Source organism: Pyxidicoccus sp. M6 (assembly GCF_055568925.1).
The window spans coordinates 7,206,631-7,225,628 of the sequence record NZ_CM145714.1 but is presented as its reverse complement, the minus strand read 5'-3'; the positions used below and the strand labels follow the sequence as shown (position 1 = coordinate 7,225,628).

Genomic DNA, 18,998 nt, shown 5'->3' with positions numbered 1-18,998 from the left:
TCCTTTTTCAGGTGGGGTACTGCGTGGGTTGGGGAAGGGGTCAGAGCTCCGCGACCACCTTGGCTGCGACAGCACGGCCCGGACGCTGCACGCCGAGGAAGTCGTAGGCGTCGGCGTCGGTGAGGTTCTGCACGTCCACCGTCCAGCTCAGCGTGGCGCGCGAAATGCGGGTGGCGTAGGTGAGCGCGAGCGAGTGCAGGAGTTGGGTGGGCACGCTCTGCTTCTGGCTGGCCTGGCCCAGGCGCTCCCAGCCGGGGAAGAAGGAGTGGATGTAGCGCGTGTGCCAGCTCAGCGAGAGCTCGTCGCGGGGGCTGGCCACCCCCGTCCACTGGAAGCGCGCGCTGCCGTTGGCGAGCAGGTGCGGACGGTTGGGAAGGCGCTGGCCCTCGAACTCCGCGAAGGGGCCCTCGGTGGAGATGTTGCGGAAGTCCTGGAAGGTGGCGTTGCCGTCGAGCGTGAGCCACTCACCGGGCGAGCTCCAGCCGAGGGCGCCGCTGACGCCCAGGCTGCGCGCCTCGATGACGTTCTGGTACGTGTAGTAGCCCGAGTGGCCGATGGGCTGGATGAAGTCGTCCACCAGGCGCGCGAAGCCGAGCACGTTGCCGCGGAACGTGCCGGGGGCGATGCGGGGCAGCGTGGCCGCCAGCTCCACGTTGACGTTGTGGCTGCGCTCGGGCTTCAGGAGGAGGTTCTCTCCGTAGAGGATGCCGTCGCCGAAGAGCTCATCGGGGCGGGGCAGGCGCGTGGCCCACTCGTAGGAGGCCTTCGCGATGAGCACGTCGTTGAAGCGGAACCGGAAGCTGTCGCCCACGCCGAGGCGGTGGATGTCCTGGTCCGCGGGCGCGAAGACCTGGCTGGGCAGCAGTTGATCCGCGCGAGAGCGCTGGAAGTAGTCCTTGAGGAACGCGATGTTCTCCAGGCGGCCGTCGAGCGCCTGGTGCTGGTACGCGAGCCCGGTAACGAGCGAGAGGATGCTCCGGTCTCCGGTGAGCGGGTCGATTTCTCCGCGCTCGCGCAGGGCCCGGTCCTCGCCGGAGCGGCTCACCCCGGTGGGGGCGATGGCGAGGCGGAATGCATGGGCGGTGGACGGCGACCAGCCGAGGTTGATGCGGGCGAAACCGGTGTGCTGACGGACGTTGCGCTCGACGGCGCGCGACTCGATTTCACCGGGCTGGGGGAGCTGCTGGACGCAGTTCCCCAACCAGTCGTACGCGCAGGTGCCCACGTCCGTGAAGGTGCTGCGACGGAAGACGTAGCCGCCCACCGCGTCGGTGGTGAGGCCCGAGTCGTGCGTCTTCTCGTAGCGGAGCGTGGCGCCCGCGGAGGTGCTCCCGGAGTCCACGTCGCCGTACGGCATTTCCATGGTGGCGCCGTGCTGGAGCTCCTTGGACGTGGTGCTGGCGAAGGCCCGCAGCAGCAGGCGCCGGGCCCAGGGGCGGTCGGCGAAGCCGGCTTCCAACGCGCCTCCGCCAGCGCGGTACGCGTCGTGGAAACGGGGGACGGTTCTCGGCACGAGCCGGCCCTGCTCGTCGGGGACCTCGACGTCGACGCGATAGTCGTTGGGCGTGGAGTCGAAGAAGGCGCTGGCGCGGGCGTACAGGCCGCTCGCCTCGTTCAGGTGCGAGCCGCTGAGCGTGAGGCGGTGGGTGTTGAAGGAGCCGACCTCGTAGGACGCCGCGGCCTTGGAGCCACCGAGCTTCTCGCTGGTGACGAACTGGACCGCTCCGCCGAGCGCGTCCGCTCCGAAGCGGACGGGGACGACGCCCTGGTAGACCTCCATGCGCTGCACGAAGTTGACCGGGACGTTGGCGAACTCGGGCCCGTAGCCCGCCAGCTCCAGCGGGACGCCGTCGATGAAGAAGCGGATCTGCTCGTCGGTGAAGCCCGCGAGCGAGAAGCGCGCGCGGCTTCCGAGCCCGCCCACGCGACGCACGCCGATGCCCTCCGTGCGCGCGAGGACCTGGCCCAGGTCGGCGGCCTCGCGCTGGACCTGCTCCATCTCGATGACGCGCACGGCCTCGGCGGAGTTACGCAGGCGCTCCACGTCGGACTCGCCTTCGACGGTGACTTCGATGGGCTCACCGTCAGCGGCAGTCGGCCCGCTTGATGAAGCGGGATGCTCGGAGCCCGGCACCGGCTCTTGGGGGACGGTGACAGCGGTGGGGTCGGCCGGCTGCGAAACGGGTGTGGCTCCCTGCGCGCTCTCGGCCACCGGCGCGGACTCCGTCGTGGGAGTCTCGGGCGCCCGAAGCCGGAACTCGTAGCTGTACGCGATGCGCGACGGCACCGGCACGCCGTTGCGCTTCGCGGGCTCGAAGCGGAAGCGGAGCGCCGCGTCCCGGGCCGCTTCGTCGAAGCCGTGTCCGGCGGGCGTCATCACCTCCGCCCCCGTGACGGCGCCCTGCGCGTCGAGTGTGAGCCGGAGCACCACCGTGGCCTCCAGGCGCTCCTGCTCCGCTTGCGCGGGGTAGGGCGCCTCGACGAACTCCACGAGCTTCGGAGCCTCGAGGGCGGGCGCGGACGCAGCCGCCGGTGCACTGTCCTGCGGCGTACCCGCGAGGACCGGCCCGGCCGCGAGCAGGCCTCCCAGCACCACGCTGCGTGGCAGCCCCCTCCACGTCACGGACTTGAATGTGAAAATGTCTTTCATTCTCAACTTGAGAGCATGAAAAGAGCGTGGGCTCAAGCAGCGCGAGCGCGGTGTGAGCGGGGAGACTGGAGGGACTCGGCCACGGTGAAGGCGAGCTGGAGGGCCTGGGTGCCGTTGAGCCTCGGGTCGCAGTGGGTGTGGTAGCGGCTGGAGAGGTCGTCCTCCGTCACCGGCAGCGAGCCACCGAGGCACTCGGTGACGTGCTGCCCGGTCATCTCCAGGTGCAGGCCTCCGGGGTGCACGCCCTCGGCGGCGGCGACGTCGAGGAAGGCATGCACCTCCGAGAGGATGCGGTCGAACGAGCGCGTCTTGTACCCGTTGCTCGCCTTGTGCGTGTTGCCGTGCATCGGGTCGACGGACCAGATGACGGGGCGGCCATCGCGGCGGGTGGCGGCCATCAGCCGGGGCAGACGGTCGGAAACCTTGTCCGCGCCGAAGCGGCCGATGAGCGTGAGGCGCCCGGGCACGCCCTTCGGGTCCAGCACGTCCATCAGCCGCAGCAACTCGTCCGGCTCCATCGTCGGGCCGCACTTGAGGCCGATGGGGTTCTGGATGCCGCGCATGAACTCCACGTGGCCGCCGTCGAGCTGGCGCGTGCGCTCACCAATCCACAGCATGTGCGCGGACGTGTCGAACCACTCGCCGGAGCCAGGCTCGGCGCGCGTCAGCGCCTCCTCGTAGTTGAGGAGCAGGGCCTCGTGGCTGGTGAAGAAGTCCACCGGGCCGCTTCCGTGCGGGTGCGGCTCCGGGTGCGCGGAGAGGGCGCTCATGAAGCAGAGCGACTCGAAGATTTTATCCGCCAGTCCCTTGTAGCGGTCGCCCTGCGGGCTGCTCGCGATGAAGTCGAGCGTCCACCGGTGCAGGTTGCACAGGTCCGTGTACCCGCCCTGGGCGAAGGCGCGCACGAGGTTCAGCGTGGCGGAGGACTGGTGGTACGCCATGAGCAGGCGACGCGGGTCGGGCGTGCGCTCGCGCGTGTCGAAGTCCATGCCGTTGATGATGTCGCCGCGGTAGCTGGGCAGGGTGACGCCGTCCCGCGTCTCCATGGGGCTGGAGCGCGGCTTGGCGAACTGCCCGGCGATGCGGCCCACCTTCACCACCGGCCGGCCACCCGCGAAGGTGAGCACCACCGCCATCTGGAGGATGAGCCGGAAGGTGTCGCGGATGTTGTCGGTGGTGAACTCCTTGAAGCTCTCCGCGCAGTCTCCCCCTTGAAGCAGGAGGGCCTTACCCTCGGCGACTCGGGCGAGGTGGGCGGAGAGGCGACGCGTGTCGGATGCGAAGACGAGCGGCGGCAGGTGTGAGAGCTGCTCCTCGACGCGGGTGAGCACGTTGAGGTCCGGATAGTCGTCCGGCATGCACGTGACGGGCTTGTTCCGCCAGGTGCGGGGTGTCCAGTCTCGGGTCATCACGGGAGGGCCGTTTCGGTGGAGGGCGGCCGAGGCAGGAGTCCCTGCTCGACGCAGAATTCGAGGTAGCGAAAGAGCAGCGCGCGGTCCGCCGGAGGGCAGGTGATGCCGCTGCCGGAGAGGGCCTGGAGCACGCGCTGACAGCGGATGGGACCGAGGCCGAAGGCGGGCTCGGCCTCTCCCGAGCGCAGGTCGAAGAACGCCAGCGTGGCGCCGTTCTCCGCGCTCCCGGCCCGCTCCGCGACGCGCGCGCGCCAGACGCCGACGGGGAGCATCTCCACGGGGTAGCCGAAGTCGCGCACCCAGCCGAACAGCTCGCCGAGCCGGACCTCAGGTGTGGGCGAGAGGTTGAAGACCTCGCCGGGCTGGGCCACGCCCGACAGGTGGACGATGGCACGCGCCACGTAGTCCACCGGAGTCCACACCTCGCTCACGTCGAGTTGGGGCAGGGCGCCCACGGGTATGCCGGCCAGGAGGATGCGCCACACGAGGTCCTGCGGATTCACCAGGCCGCTGTCTGGCGCACCGACGACGCGGCCCAGCCGGTAGACGGACACGGGCAGGCCACGGGCACCCGCCTGTTGGACGAGCCGCTCCGCGACCCACTTGCTCTGCTGGTAGCCGTCACGCAGGCCGGAGTGCGCGGGGACGAAGTCCTCGGGCACCTCGGGGCGGAGGTTCGCGGGCGGCGCGACCGCCAGCGTGGACACGTAGTGGAAGGGCTTGGGATGGACTGCGGCGGCCATTCGCAGCAGCTCGCGCGTGCCGCGCACGTTGACGGCCTGGAGGCTGCCGTACTCGCGCACGACGCTGACGACGGCGGCGTTGTGGAAGATGGCGTCACACTCGGAGGCCAGGCCGTGGAACCGCGCCTCGCCGAGCCCCAGCCAGGGCTGTGTCAGGTCGGACGGCAGCGCGAGCACGCGCTCGAAGAGGCCCGACGTGGACAGGTGCTGGGAGGTGAGCGACTCGCGAAGCCGCTGCATCGCCTGCGCCTCGTCGCGCGCACGCACCAGGCAGACGACTCGCGCGTCCGTCTGCCGCAGGAGCTGCGAGAGCAGGTGTGCGCCGACGAAGCCCGTGGCTCCGGTGAGGACCACCTGTCTCAGCCGGGCCTGTGACGTCCTGACGGGCGGCAGCACGGGCACGATGTCTTCCGGAAGCTCGGCATCCGCGAGCATCGCGGCGGTGAGTCCTCCCGCTTCGGAGGCTGCGTCGGTGCCCTGCTCCAGGGCCCGTGCGAGCGCCGCGGCGGTGGGGTGACGGAACACGGTGGCGACGGGGACCTCGCGGCCCAGCTCGACACTGAGCCGGTTGGCCACCTGGATGCTCTGGAGCGACTGGCCACCCAGGTCGAAGAAGTCATCTCCCGCGGACACGCCGCTCACGCCGAGCACCTGAGACCAGATGCGCAGCACCGTCTGCTCCAGCCCCGTGGCATTCGCCGAGAGCGGGAGCGGCTCCTCGGTGGCGGACATGCGGCGCAGCTCCGCGCGGTCGATCTTCCCCGTGCTCGTGCGCGGGAGCCGTTCGAGCAGGACGAAGGCACCGGGCACCATGGGAGCGGGCAGCGCGGACTGCACGTGCTGGCGCAGCTCGGACGTGGACGGTTGAGGCGGCTCGGTGACGAGGAACGCGCACAGTCGTCGCGAGCCTCCGGGCAGCGACTGCCCGACGACGGCGGCTTCCCTCACCCGAGGGTGACGGAGGAGCACGCTCTCGACCTCGGCCGGGTCGATGCGGTGACCGCTGATCTTGAGCTCATCGTCCACGCGGCCGACGAACACCAGGTTGCCGTCCTCGCGGAGCCGGACCCGGTCGCCGGTGCGGTAGGCGCGCGGCTTGTCGGGCAGTCCGTCGAGTGTGACGAAACGCGACGCGGTCAGCTGCGCCCGTCCCAGGTAGCCCCGGGCCAGCCCTCCACCGAGCAGGTATAGCTCTCCCTCCTCACCCGGAGCGGTGGGCCGCCCGTGAGAGTCGAGGAGCACCGCGCGCACGCCCGGGAGGGGCTGGCCGATGGGGACCTCGTCGGCGGAGGAGGCGACTTCTTCAGCGCCGCTCAGTGTGGCGACGGTGGCCACCACCGTGGCCTCGGTGGGGCCGTAGGTGTTGAGCAACTGCACGGAGGGGCCCACGGTGGCGCGCCAGCGGGCGACGCGCTCGGGCAGCGCGGCCTCGCCGCCGATGATGATGGTGCGCAGCGACGAGGGCAGACGGGCCGAGCCCGTGGACACGCTGTAGGCCAGCTCGTGCCAGAAGGCTGTGGGCAGGTCGAGCACGGTGATGCCGTGCTCGGCGCAGGCCTCGAGCAGCCTCGGCACTGACTGGAGCATCTCGTCGGTGCGCAGCACCAGCCTCGCGCCGTTGCACAGCGTGAGGAAGAGCTCCTCGATGCTGGCGTCGAAGTGCAGCGGGGCGAACTGCAGGACGCGGTCGCTGGAGCTCACTCCGTAGCGGTGCGTCGCCCCCGCCACGAAGTGCGCCAGCGCGGGGCGGTCAATCTGTACGCCGTTGGGCTGGCCCGTCGAGCCGGACGTGTAGATGACGTACGCCAGCCGGGGCTTCACGGTTTGCGCATCGGAAGCGGCCACGCCCGCGCGCCGCTTCACGACCAGGTGGCCCGGAGCCAGGGGACCCACTCCCGGCACGAGGTCGTGGCTGGAGGTGATGACCAGGTCGGGCGCCGCGTCGGTGAGGATGGCCTCGGTCCTCGACGCGGGACCGAAGGGGTCCACGGGCAGATAACCCGCACCCGAGAAGAGCACGCCCCACGCGGCGACCACCGCATCCAGGCCGCGCGGCAGCATGACCGCCACGGGAGTGTCCGGCCACACGCCTTCGGACACGAGCCGGTCCGCCAGCGCGAGCGAGGCCTGGAGCAGCTCGCGGTAGGTCATCCGGTACGGGCCGTGCTCCAAGGCCACGGCCTCGGGCGTTTCGAGCGCGCGCTCCGTGAACAGCTCCACCACCGAGCGCGCCGGGGCGGGCAGGGGACCTCCGTCCAGCACGGACGCGGCGGTCCGCGCACTCGTCTCCGGCGCGGTGCTGCTCCGCGCCGCGGTCACCGTTCCCACGGGCCGCTCGGGCTCGGCGGTCAGCGACTCCAGGAGCTGGAGGAAGCTTCGCTGATGGGCGCGCAGCTCCTGCGGCCGGTAGCACGCGGGGTTCGCGTCGAAATCCACGCGCATCCCGCCGCCGTCCGAGCGCGCGTACATGCCGATGGAGAGGTCTTCAACGGGGCCCGCGGAGAGGTTGTGCGCGACGGCCGGCATCCCCGCGAAGCGCAGCGCGTAGTCGAACGGCATGAGGTTGACCACGGGACCGAACAGCCGTCGCTGGCCGCCCACCCGGCGCAAGTCACGCCGGAGCTGCTCGTAGCGGTAGCGCAGGTGCGGACGCATGGCGCGCACCTCAGTGGCCACGTCACGTGCCAGCGAGAGCAGCCCCGCCTCGGGACGCACCGCTACCTTCAGCGGCACGATGTTCATCGCCATGCACGGCACCTTCAGCGCCGCCGAGCCCAGGCGCGTCATCACCGGCAGGCCCAGCACCACCTCGGTGGCATCCGTGAACCGGTGCAGCCACACGGCGGTGGTGGCCAGCACCAGGTCCGGCCAGACGAGTCCCGCCTGACGCGCGGTGGCCTGGAGCCGCTCCACCTCACTCGCGGAGAGGTGCTGCATCTGCCGCACGAAGCGCGACGACATGGGCGCGGGCGTGGTGATGCTGACGGGCATGGGGCCCTTCTCGAAGCGCTCCACCCAGAAAGCGCGGTCCGCCTGTATCTGCGGCCCGGACTGGTAGGCCGCGTCCTCGTCCAGCACGGGACGTAGAGGGCCGAAGCCTCCCGCCGCCGCGCGTCCGGTGACGCGTGCGGTGTAGAGGTCCGCCACCCGCCGCGCCACGAGCGAGAAGCCGTACCCATCCAGCGCGACGTGGTGGACGCGCTGGTACCAGAAGAAGCGGTCCGGCGCGGCCTTGAACAGCGCCTCCGCGAAGAGCGGCCCCTGGCCCAGGTCCACGGTCCGGGTCAGGTCCTCCTGCATCCAGGCATGTGCCGCCGCCCATGGGTCCGGCGTCCCGCTGACATCCTCGAAGTGCAGCGGCCAGTCGGTGCGAGGCTCGATGTATTGCACGGGCCCCGTCGCTCCGGACACGAAGCGCGAGTGGAGGGCTTCGGCTTCACCGACGGCCTGCCGGAGCGCGGACTCGAAATGCGCGACGTCGACGGCGCCGCGAATCTCGATGCACTCGGCGGCGTTGTACACCGGGCTCTTGAGGTCGAACTGCTGTCCCACCCAGATTCCGTGCTGGGCAGCGGACAGGGGCCAGCCCATGGGCTGTGAGTCGCGCATCGGAGTTGCTCCCTGTACCGGGGACTACGAGGGTTGGGCGTTGGCGCGAGACAGCAGCGCGTACCAGTCCGTGAGGCTGGGCCGCTCGGCCAGCTCCACGAAGGTCACTTCGGTGCCGGCGCTCCGCCAACGCTCCACGAGGCTCATGATGCGAATCGAGTCGAGCCCGCGCTCGAGCAGGTTCTCGTCCTCCAGCAGGTCCGCGGGAGACATCTGCAGCAGCTCCGCGACGTCCGCGCGAACCTTCCAGCGGCTCAGCGCCGGCGGCGAGCCCAGCGCATCGACGGCCTGCTGTGTGGTGAGGGTGACTGCGCAGAGCTGCGAGGCGTAGCTCAGGGCGAGCTGGTGGTGCGCCAGGGAGAAGTCACCCAGCGCATCCGCCACCAGGAACGGGCGCACGTTGCTCATGAACGCGTCGCTCGCCGTCTGGAGGCAGCCGATGTGCGCGTAGATGCCGCAGATGAGCAGCTGGTCGCGGCCGCGCTCGCGCAGCAACTCATGCAGCTCCGTCCGCCGGAACGCGCTGTAGGTCCACTTGGTGAGGACGATGTCCCCGTCGGCCGGGGCCAGCGCGTCGATGATGCGCTTCTGCTCCGGGCCGGCGTTGATGCCCGGTCCCCAGAAGTCCAGCAGCAGGCCGCGCTGCTCGGGCGTCTGACCGCCGGGCTGGGCCGAGTACACGACGGGGATGTCCAGCGCGGCGCAGTGCTGGCGCAGGCGCTGGATGTTGGACACGAGCTCGGACACCGGGGACTGGCCGGCGGTGAAGGCGTTGATGAAGTAGCGCTGCATGTCGTGAATCAGCAGCGCGGTGCGCCGGGGCTCGGGCGTCCAGGAGACCTTGTTCCTGGGCAGGTCGGCCGTGCCGGGCATGGGATAGGGAGCAATGGCGGGGAGCGCCATGGGGAGGTCCTTTCAGCGCGGAGAGGGAGAGGCGGTTTTCGCGGCGGAGCGGGTGAGCGTCTCGCGCAGCGACTTCTTGCTGACCTTGCCGACACCCGTCTGGGGGAAGGTGTCGACGAACTCGACCCGGTCGGGAATCTTGAAGGCGGCCAGTCCGCGCTCGCGAAGGAACGCGGTGAGCACCGTTGCGGCCGGAGGCGTGCCACGGGGAATGACGAAGGCGCAGGTGCGCTCGCCCAGGAACGCGTCGGGGATGGCCACCACCGCGGCGTCGTGCACGGCGGGGTGGGCCAGCAGGTGGTTCTCCACCTCCTCGGCCGCGATCTTCTCTCCGCCGCGGTTGATCTGGTCCTTCACGCGGCCGTCCACCACGAGGTAACCCTCGGGCGTCAGGCGCACCAGGTCTCCCGTGCGGTAGAAGCCGTCGGACGTGAAGGCCCGAGCGTTGTGCGCCTCCGCCTTGTAGTAGCCGCGGATGGTGTACGGGCCGCGCGTCAGGAGTTGGCCGAGCTCTCCGGGGGCGACCTCGCGGTCGTCCTCGTCGACGATGCGCAGCTCGTCATCCGGGGAGATGGGCCGGCCCTGCGTGGCGACGATGAGCTCCTCGGAATCATCGAGGCGGGTGTAGTTGACCAACCCCTCGGCCATGCCGAAGACCTGCTGCAACGCGCAGCCCAGCGTGGGCCGGACGCGCCCCGCCGCCTCGTTGCTGAGCCGGGCACCGCCGACCTGCAACACGCGCAGGCTGGACAGGTCGTGCCGGCGCGCCTTCGCGGCGTCCAGCCACACCATGGCCAGCGGCGGCACCAGCGCGGTGAGGGTGACGCGCTCGCGCTCGATGAGCGGGAAGGCCGCGTCGGGGCTCGGGTGCAACGCCATCACCACGGTTCCGCCCGCGTGCAGGACACCGAGCACCCCGGGTGAGCTGAGCGGGAAGTTGTGCGAGACGGGCAGCGCGCACAGGTACACGCTGGTCGTGTCGAGCTGGCAGATGTCCGCGCTCGCGCGCACGCTGTAGAGGTAGTCGTCGTGCGTGCGGGGGATGAGCTTGGGGACGCCGGTGCTGCCGCCCGAGAGCTGGAAGAAGGCCACGTCACTGGCCCGGACTTCCGGCAGCGTGACGGGCGCGGAGGGCAGGCTGCTCAGCGGCGTGAAGGGCCCCGCGTCACCGGCGACGATGACGTGCTTCAGGCCCGGCACCTTCTCGCGGACCTGCGCCGCCAGGGTGCGGTAGTCGAACCCGCCGTGCTTGTCGGGAATGACGTACGCGACGGCCTCGGCGTGCTCGCAGAAGTAGCCAATCTCCGCGCTCCGGTGCGCCGGGAGCGCGAACACCGGCAGCGCGCCGATGCGGAACAGCGCGAAGACCACCTCGAAGAAGGCGGCGATGTTGGGGAGCTGCACCACCACGCGGTCCTTCGGCTGGATGCCCAGGGCGAGGAAACCCGCGGCGAGCCGGTCCACCCGCTCATCGAGCTCGCGGTAGCTCCAGCGCTGGTCCCCGGCGACGATGGCCGTGCGCTCGCCGTACTGCAGCGCGCGCTCACGCAGCAGTTGCCCGAAGGTCTCTCCGCGCCAGTAGCCGGCGGCCCGGTAGCGCGCGGCGAAGTCTTCCGGCCACGTGGGGCAGCCCGGGAGGGGCAGAGCGGGGGACGTCATGGGTTGACCTCGGCGCCCTGGCCCAGACCCATGGCCTGGAGCATGGTGCGGAACTTCGCCTCGGTCTCCGCCAGCTCGGACTCGGGCCGCGAGCCGGCGACGATGCCCGCGCCCGCGAAGAGCCGCAGCGTGCGCTCGTCGGCCTCGGCGCAGCGGATGGTCACCGCCCACTGGCCGTCGCCGCTCGCGTCGCACCAGCCCACGGCGCCCGTGTAGTAGCCGCGCTCGAAGGGCTCGATGGAGCCGATGGCCTCGTGCGCCAGCCGCGTCGGGTAGCCGCACACCGCGGGCGTCGGGTGCAGCGCCGCGGCCAGCGTCAGCGAGGAGATGGACGGGTCCGCCAGCTCGCCGACGATGCGCGTGGACAGGTGCCACATCGTCGCGGTGCTGACGAGCGAGGGGCCCGCCGGCACATCCAGCGTCTTGCAGTATGGGCGCAGCGCCTCCGCGACGGCGTCGATGACCACCGCGTGCTCGTGCAAATCCTTGGGCGAGGTCAGCAGCGCGCGGGCCCGCTCCTGGTCCACCACCGGGTCCGGGCTGCGCGCGGCCGAGCCCGCCAGCGGGTTGGCGAGCACCTGGAACCCCGAGCGCGACACGAGGAGCTCCGGGCTCGCGCCAATCAGCGTGCGCGCGCCGGTGGCGCCGTCCTCGGAGGGAGGCAGGTCCACCGCGAAGGTGTAGCCGGAGGGGTTTCGCCACGCGAGGTTGCGCAGCAGTTGCCGCATGTCGATGGGCGCGGCCGCGTGCAGGTGCAGCGAGCGGGACAGCACCACCTTCCGCAGCGGGCCGCTCTGCATCAGCGTGAGGGCCCGCTCCACGCCGTGGAGATACGCGGCGGGCTCCGGCACCGGCTGCACCGTGTAGTGCGCGCCGAGCGGGCGGTGCACGGAGGCCGCCTTGTCGAACACCAGCGGACCCGCGCGCTGAATCGTCATCGGCACCACGAGCTGCGCGGGGACGGTGCCGTCGAAGGGCACCGCGCCCACCACCACCGGGATGTCATGGTCCGCCTGCCGCGCGGCATCGAGCACGGACGTCACGCGCCCGGGAAGCCGCTCCAGCGCATCCTCACCGACGGTGTGCGGAACCGTGGCGAACGTGCCGCGCGCCAGCAGCGTCCGGCGGGGGCTGGCGAAGAAGAACGAAGAGCCGGCCTCGTAGCTCTCCAGCAACTGCGCGGGGAGGCTCGCCGTGACATTTTCGACAATGGATTTAGGAATCATTCTCAACTCCCAAGTGGAGGAGTGCCGGTTTCAGAGGGAAGCGAGGGAGGGGACTCAGGCGCCGAGCGTGGCTCCGCCGTCGACACAGAGGTCGTGCATGGTGATGTGGCGGGCCCCGTCCGAGACGAGGAAGCGCACCGCCTCGGCGATATCGGCGGCGTCGGCCAGGCGGCGCAGGGGAATGCCCACCCGGAAGCTCTCGGGCGAGCCCGCGATGACGGCCTCGGCGCCGCGCTCATCCGTCCAGAGCGCGCGCTGCATGGCGGTGTCCGTGGAGCCGGGGGACACGACGTTGCAGCGGATGCCGTGCTGGGCCAGCTCCAGTCCCAGGCAGCGGGTGAACATGGAGGACGCGGCCTTGGACGCCGCGTACGCCGCCATCTGCATCCTCGGCACGTGCGAGGCATTGGAGCCCACGGTGACGATGACCCCCGTCTTCCGGGGCACCATGCGCCGCGCGACGGCGCGCGAGACGTGGAACACGCCGTGCGTGTTGACGGCGAAGGTGGCCTCCCAGTCCGCGTCGCTGAGCGACACGGCGGGGGCCACGCGCAACACGCCCGCGACGTTGGCGAGGATGCCGATGGCGCCCTGCTCGCGCTCGATGCGCTCCACCACCGCGTCCACCGCCGCGCTGTCACCCACGTCGACCCGGTAGCCCACGGCCTTGCACCCGCGCGCACGCAGCTCCGTCACGAGCGAGTCGAGCCCCTCGGCATTTACGTCGAGCGCCGCAATGGAGGAGTCGTCCGCCAGCGCACGCGCCACCGCCGCGCCAATGCCCTGCGCGGCGCCTGTCACCAGCGCCACCCTGGAGTTCGTCTCCATCGGTGCTTCTCACCCGTTCTTCCGGAACCCGCCGGACCTGAAAATTCCAGATAATGAGAATGGTTCTCATTATCGATGACGGGTTAGATGCCATGCAATGACAGGAGAGTCAATACGGGAAGTGTCGGGTTATCAGCGCTTCACAGGCGTGACACGCCGTCCGTCGACCGCAGGATGATGCTCAGCGCTTCGCGGGCGTGCCACGAAGCCAGTCGACGCGGTAGAGCGTCAGCGGCGCGTCCTTGCCCTTCACGGAAGTGGGGGGCAGCCGCTCCAGCGGCCAGCGCTTGTCCGCGAGCAAGTCGCAGGTGCTCTGGGTGATGAGGATTTCACCCGCGCCGGCGGCGCCGCACACGCGGCTGGCGACGTTGGTGGTGTCTCCAATCGTCGCGTACTGGAGGAAGCGCTTGGAGCCGATGTTCCCCGCCGCCACCGGGCCGCTGTTCAGGCCGATGTGAATCTGCAGCTCCACCTGCTTGCGCGCCCGCCGCTGCTCGTTGAGCTGCAACAGCGCCTGCTGCATCCGCACGGCGGCCCGCAGCGCGCGGTCGGCGTCGTCCGGGTGTGAGAAGGGCGCGCCCCACGTCGCCATCAGCGCGTCGCCGATGTACTTCTCCAGCGTTCCCTCCTGCTCGAACACGATGTCCGCCATGATGGGGAAGTACACGTTGAGCATGTCCACCACGTCGGTGGGACGCATCGTCGAGGAGAGCTGCGTGAAGCCGCAGATGTCCGAGAAGAGCGTCGTCACCTCCGCTTCCTTCGCGCCCAGGTCCATCCCCGTGGACGACTGCTCCAGCCGCTCCAGGGCGCTGGGCGGGAAGAAGCGCTGGTAGTTGTTGCGGCGGATGGCCTCCTGCTCGATGCGCCGGTACAGCATCGAGTTCTCCAGGGCGATGCCCACCTGGTTCGCGAAGGACGACAGGAACTCCAGGTCCTCCTGCGAGAAGCGCTCCGGGCGCCGGAGGTTGTCCAGGTAGAGCACGCCCAGCAATTCCTCGCGGGCCTTCAGCGGGGCGCACATGGCCGCGTAGATGGACTGCTGCACCACCGACTCGGCGGTGTCCAGGCGCGGGTCCAACCGCGCATCCGCGAAGAGCGCGGCGACGCCGTGCTGCTGCACGTACGTGGTGATGTGCCGGCTGTAGACCTGCGACAAATCCTTGGCGCCGTCCGACGTCCGGGCCACGTGCGGCCGCAGCACCTTCGTGACCGGGTCCACCAGCAGGATGACGGCCCGGTCCACCTCGAGCACCTGGAACACCAGCTCCAGCGAGCGCTCCATCAGGCTCTCGATGGTGCCCGGGGACGAGAGGAACTGGCTCACCTTGAGGAGAATCTGCAGCTTGTCGCGGTCCCGCTCCACCGCGGGCGTGGTGCCCAGCTTGAGCGCGGAGGAGCGGACGGCCTCGCGTGCTCCCAGCAGCTCCTGAATCGACACCTGCGACAGCGCGCGCGACTCATGGGTCAGCATGGGGCTGACCAGCGTCTCCTGATTGTCGCCGAGCAGACGGAACGTCACGGCGCCGCAGCTGAAGGTGTCTCCCGTCCGCAGCTCGTGGCGGGTAACGCGCGAGCCACCCACGAAGGTGCCGTTCTTGCTCTGCAGGTCCGTGAGGACGACCTTGCCCCCGGCCGTGTCCAGCCTCGCGTGCTGGCGGGACAGGCTCCGGTGGAGGACGGAGATTTGATTCTCCACGTCGCGCCCGATGAACGTGACGCCCTCGCCGAGCGGAAAGCTCTGCTCGTCGGGCAGCCCCGGGTTCATGACGATTTGCAGCACCTGCACGAAACCTCTCCCGCGGTGATGGCCACGTCGTCGCGTCGTGGCCACGCGCGTCATGTCTACCACAAGCACGGGAGCACCTACCGGGGACGCGTCAGCAGCAGAGCGGTGCGGCACAGTCGCTCGGACCCCAGGCGCTGCAGCTCTCGCCGCAGCTCGGGCTGGGCCGTGACGAGCTGATCGAAGGACTGGCGGTCCAGCTTCAAGAGCAGACACGCCGACTTCGCCCGCACCGAGGCCGTCACCAGCTTGCTGCGCAGCAGCGCCACCTCCCCGAAGACGTCTCCCTCGACGAGGTCGGGGTACGCCGTCTCGTGGCCGTCCACGTGCTGGTGGAACACCTCACACTGCCCGCGCAGGAGCAGGTAGAGCGCCTGGGCCGGCTCCCCCCGGGTCAGGATGGTCTCACCCGTGTCCATGATGCAGGGCTTGAAGGCCTCGCCCATCAACTGGAGCAGTCGCGGCTGCATCCTGGCGAAGAGCGGGTGGGGTCGCAGCAGGTGGGCGACCACCTCCGGGCGCAGCACGCGGGTGGGCGCCTCGGGGGCGGGGCGCCTCACCGGCGGGGCCTCACCCCCGGGCTCGGGCAGCCCTCGTCGTGCGCGGAGGTCCGAGAGCAGCGCGCGGGCGCGAGCGTGATCCGGGGCGAGCTGGAGGATGACCTTGCACAGCCCCAGGGCGCGCAGCATCCAGCCCTGCTCGTCCCAGATTCTCGCGGCCACTTCGTACTCGGCCGTCGCCTCGCGGGTGCGCCCCAGGCGCTGGAGGACCTCGGCGACCCTCTGCCGGCAGGTGGCATCTTCCGGTGCCAGCGCCGCCGCCTCCTGGAACGCGGCGAGCGCGCCCTCCAGGTCTCCCTGGAGGAGCAGCTCGGTGCCGCGATTCTTCGCATCCCGGGGCGAGGGGGCGGAGGCGGACTCCAAGCGGGGAGAAGGGGAGGAGACGAGAGACGCCGATGCGGTCGGTCGAGCCATGGGAGCCGTCCAGTCACTCACTGCGGGGTTGGACGTGACGGTAGTCCCCTCGATGTTGCACGGCTGTGAAGCTGTTCACTCCCTCGCGGTGAAGCCGGAGACACGTGTGGAATTGAGAGTCATTCCGACACTTCACTCGCATACCCTGGCAGGAAACTGCCGTATCCGGATAGATGGATAAAGCTGGTTGCGTTGACAGTATTGAAGGCACACGCGGTCCGAGGGGTGATTCCGTGTCCTACTCGCAGCTCCTGGCCCAGGTCTCCATCTTCGAGCAGCTTGGCGGTGACGACCTCGAGCAACTGTCCGCGCTCCTGCGCACGCGGCGTTACGCCAAGGGAGAGGTCATCTTCCACCAGGGGGATGTGGGCACCTCGCTCTACATCATCCGCAAGGGTGAGGTGGCCATCCGCCTCGCATCTCCGGATGGAAAGGAAGTCATCCTGGCGTTGCTGAACCGGGGGGACTTCTTCGGAGAGCTGGCGTTGCTGGACGGGGAGCCTCGCTCCACGGACGCGGTGGCGCGGGAGGAGACGGACCTCCTGTCCATCCAGCGTGACGACTTCCGCCTCTTCCTCGACGCGCGCCCCAAGGTGGCATTGGGGCTGCTGGCGACGTTGAGCCGGCTGGTGCGGCACGTGACGCAGCTCGTGCACGACACGACGTTCCTGGATGCACGGGCGCGCCTGGTGCGCGTGCTCCTGGAGCTGGCGCGCAACCAGGGCCAGCAGGGGGCGGAAGGCGTCGTCATCCCGCAGAAGCTCACACAGACGGAGCTGGCCAACCTGTGCGGCCTCACCCGCGAGAGCACCAACAAGTGGCTCCGCTTCTACGTCCGCGAGGGGCTGCTGTCGTACGAGGCGGGACGCATCACCCTGGTCCACCCCGCGCGGCTGGTGCGCGAGGCGGAGTGAGGCTTCCTTCCGGGGCGGTGTGAAGCGCTTCACTGCGTGATTCCAGGCCGGAACATACGGTGTCAGAGCAGCCTCGCTCCTGCATGGGAGGAGTCATGTCGCGTCTGGCCTTCCGGTTCCTGTCTCTGTTCAATCGCCGCCGTTCTCCTTCCCCGGGGAGCACTCCTGAAGCGGCGGAGCCCCGGCCTCCCGTCACGGTGAGCCCCATACCTCCCCTCACGCCGCAGCCGGTGTGGACGCATTGCTACCCGGCGGGAAAGCTGCTGGTGCGGGAGGGTGAGCCTGGAGACTCGATGTTCGTCATCGTCGACGGCCGGGTCGCGGTGATGCGGCAGCCGCCGGACGGCCCGCGGAAGACGGTGGGGTACCTGTCCCCGGGAGACTTCTTCGGCGAGCTCTCGCTGGTGACGCAGTGCCGCCGCACGGCGAGCATCATGGCGGTGGAGCGCACCGTCGTGCTGGAGCTGACGCGCGCGGGGTTGGTGGAGGCGGGGGCCCGGCACGGGCTCGAAGCGACCGTGGTGAAGATGGCCTGCCAGGAGCGGCTCATGGCCGACGCCTTGCGCACCAGCCCGCTGCTCGCGACGCTGCCGCCGGAGCTGGCGGTGCAGCTCGTCACGGCGTTCGTCCCTCGCGCCGTCGAGGCGGGAGAGCCCATCCTCACCCGGGGCCTGCCAGGGGATGCGCTCTACCTGCTCCTGAGGGGACGCTGCGGTGTCTTCCACGCGCACTCCGGGGGCGGAATCATTTCCTATCCGGACCTGGAGGAGGGCGCTGTCTTCGGCGAGGTCTCCATGCTGCGCAGCCGGGTGGCCACCGCCACGGTGGAGGCGTTGACGCCATGCGTGCTGATGCGACTGGAGCGCGACGTGTTCCGGAAGTTCTTCATGGGCGAACCGGCGCTGCGCCGCGAGCTGGTGCAGATGGGGATGGAACGGCTGCAGCGCACCCTGGAGTTGATGCCAGGGAATGTCTGACTTTGGTTGGCTTTCTGGTGCCAGGATTTATCGTGTGCTCCGCATGCTCATGAAATGAGTTGAGAGGGATTTCCTCCCGCGGAGCCGGAGATGACAAGGAAGCGCTCCAGCTCCTCCAGAAGCTGGAGCGCACCGCTACCGTCTACAGCGAATAACCCAGCGTCACGCCGAACACGTGCGCGGTGCCGGAGTACGTCCCATCAATCCCCGGCGCCTTGCTCTCCGTCTTCGCGAGGAGCACGAACTGGTACGCCGCGTCCGCGCGCAGGTTGCCCAGCTTGTAGCCGGCGCCCACGGTGAACTTGTAGCGGTCCGCATCGGGCAGGTCCGGCGTCAGCGTCTCCGCGGGGCTGGGCGACAGGTCCACCACGACGCCGCCGCGCAGCTGCACCTCCGGCGTCAGGCCGTACTCCGCGCCCAGGTGGTACTTCGCCTTCGCCACCCACTTCTTGGCCACCGGGTTGTTCAGCTCGGGGTTGCCGGGAAACTCGATGGTCAGCGCCTGGAAGCTGGCCCAATCCACGAGCTGGACGTCGAACGCCACCGTCAGCCGCTCCATGGGCACGGCCGCGAGCCCGAACGACAGCGTCGCCGGGAACTTCACGTCCGCCTCCACCGCCTGGTCCACCAGCCGCGTCTGGAACTCCGTCGGCACGTTCTGGAAGTCCGCGTTGCCCTTGAACGTGGTGGACACCGCGCTGCGGTAGTGCACACCCAGCGACAGCTCGCCCGGCAGCACCTCCGCCTGGAGGCCCGCGTTGAAGCCCACGCCCCAGGCGCCGCCGCCCAGGTGGATTTCGCCCTCGCTCTCGACGAAGTTCAGCGAGCGCTTCAGCTCCACCGTGCTGCGCACCACGTCCAGGCCCACGCCGAGGCGGAGGTTCTCGAGCACCTGATACGCGAAGGTGGGGTTGATGTAATACGACGCGAGGCTCGACTCGCGGCCCTTGAAGCGGCCCACGAAGTCATCCACCCAGCGGCTGCGCGCGCCATAGGGCGTGTACGCACCCACGCCGAACGCCGCCTTCTCGAAGGGGCGGAAGACGACGAACACGTGCGGCGGCGGAGACAGCGTCATCTTCTGGCCCTGCGCCGTGCCACCCGTCGGGGTGAACTCGAGGCTGGGCAGGATGCCGGTGTCGCCGACGGTGATGTCCAGCTTCTTCACGCCGAGGATGTTGGCGGCGTTCGAGTAGATGGCCGACGAGTCGTCCAGCGCGGCGGTGGACGCGTTGCCCATGCCCGTCGAGCGTGCGCTTTGGGTGTCAATCTGGAAGCCCGCGGCCTGGCTGGCGCCGGCGGCGAGCAATGTCATGA

The 18,998-nt window shown here is 70.0% G+C and carries 12 protein-coding genes; 2 read left to right on the top strand and 10 right to left on the bottom strand.

Annotated features, from left to right (window positions below):
• Positions 1-40: 40 nt before the first annotated feature.
• The 9 genes from mxcH to ACVTJA_RS28425 form a co-directional block, all read right to left on the bottom strand.
• A complete protein-coding gene (mxcH, locus tag ACVTJA_RS28465; RefSeq protein ID WP_465824282.1) occupies positions 41-2,650 on the bottom strand; it encodes a TonB-dependent siderophore myxochelin receptor MxcH in 2,610 nt (869 codons plus the stop codon).
• Positions 2,651-2,682: 32 nt separating this feature from the next.
• On the bottom strand, positions 2,683-4,008 hold the full coding sequence (locus ACVTJA_RS28460) for a class II 3-deoxy-7-phosphoheptulonate synthase (protein WP_465824281.1): 1,326 nt from the start codon (positions 4,006-4,008) through the stop codon (positions 2,683-2,685).
• A 50-nt stretch (positions 4,009-4,058) separates the two neighbouring features.
• A complete protein-coding gene (mxcG, locus tag ACVTJA_RS28455; RefSeq protein ID WP_465824279.1) occupies positions 4,059-8,414 on the bottom strand; it encodes a myxochelin non-ribosomal peptide synthetase MxcG in 4,356 nt (1,451 codons plus the stop codon).
• Between the two features lie 24 nt (positions 8,415-8,438).
• On the bottom strand, positions 8,439-9,317 hold the full coding sequence (locus tag ACVTJA_RS28450) for an isochorismatase family protein (protein WP_465824277.1): 879 nt from the start codon (positions 9,315-9,317) through the stop codon (positions 8,439-8,441).
• Between the two features lie 12 nt (positions 9,318-9,329).
• The gene (locus ACVTJA_RS28445; RefSeq protein WP_465824275.1) at positions 9,330-10,976 is read right to left on the bottom strand and encodes a (2,3-dihydroxybenzoyl)adenylate synthase; all 1,647 of its coding nucleotides are present in this window, start codon (positions 10,974-10,976) and stop codon (positions 9,330-9,332) included.
• A complete protein-coding gene (gene dhbC / locus ACVTJA_RS28440) occupies positions 10,973-12,202 on the bottom strand; it encodes an isochorismate synthase DhbC (RefSeq protein ID WP_465824273.1) in 1,230 nt (409 codons plus the stop codon). Before dhbC ends, ACVTJA_RS28445 begins: the two co-directional genes overlap by 4 nt.
• A 54-nt stretch (positions 12,203-12,256) precedes the next feature.
• On the bottom strand, positions 12,257-13,030 hold the full coding sequence (locus tag ACVTJA_RS28435) for a 2,3-dihydro-2,3-dihydroxybenzoate dehydrogenase (RefSeq protein WP_465824272.1): 774 nt from the start codon (positions 13,028-13,030) through the stop codon (positions 12,257-12,259).
• Between the two features lie 181 nt (positions 13,031-13,211).
• The gene (locus ACVTJA_RS28430) at positions 13,212-14,819 is read right to left on the bottom strand and encodes an adenylate/guanylate cyclase domain-containing protein (protein WP_465824270.1); all 1,608 of its coding nucleotides are present in this window, start codon (positions 14,817-14,819) and stop codon (positions 13,212-13,214) included.
• Positions 14,820-14,896: 77 nt separating this feature from the next.
• The gene (locus tag ACVTJA_RS28425) at positions 14,897-15,790 is read right to left on the bottom strand and encodes a cyclic nucleotide-binding domain-containing protein (RefSeq protein WP_465824268.1); all 894 of its coding nucleotides are present in this window, start codon (positions 15,788-15,790) and stop codon (positions 14,897-14,899) included.
• 233 nt (positions 15,791-16,023) lie between these two features.
• Here ACVTJA_RS28425 and ACVTJA_RS28420 point away from each other — a divergent pair, with 233 nt between their 5' ends.
• Positions 16,024-16,704, top strand: coding sequence for a Crp/Fnr family transcriptional regulator (locus tag ACVTJA_RS28420; RefSeq protein WP_465824266.1), 681 nt, complete (start codon positions 16,024-16,026; stop codon positions 16,702-16,704).
• A 95-nt stretch (positions 16,705-16,799) separates the two neighbouring features.
• The gene (locus ACVTJA_RS28415) at positions 16,800-17,681 is read left to right on the top strand and encodes a cyclic nucleotide-binding domain-containing protein (protein WP_465824264.1); all 882 of its coding nucleotides are present in this window, start codon (positions 16,800-16,802) and stop codon (positions 17,679-17,681) included.
• A 142-nt stretch (positions 17,682-17,823) separates the two neighbouring features.
• On the opposite strand, the gene ACVTJA_RS28410 is transcribed toward ACVTJA_RS28415, so the two are convergent.
• Positions 17,824-18,996: an OmpP1/FadL family transporter gene (locus tag ACVTJA_RS28410; protein ID WP_465824262.1), complete on the bottom strand. Its 1,173-nt coding sequence runs from the start codon at positions 18,994-18,996 to the stop codon at positions 17,824-17,826.
• Positions 18,997-18,998 lie beyond the last annotated feature (2 nt).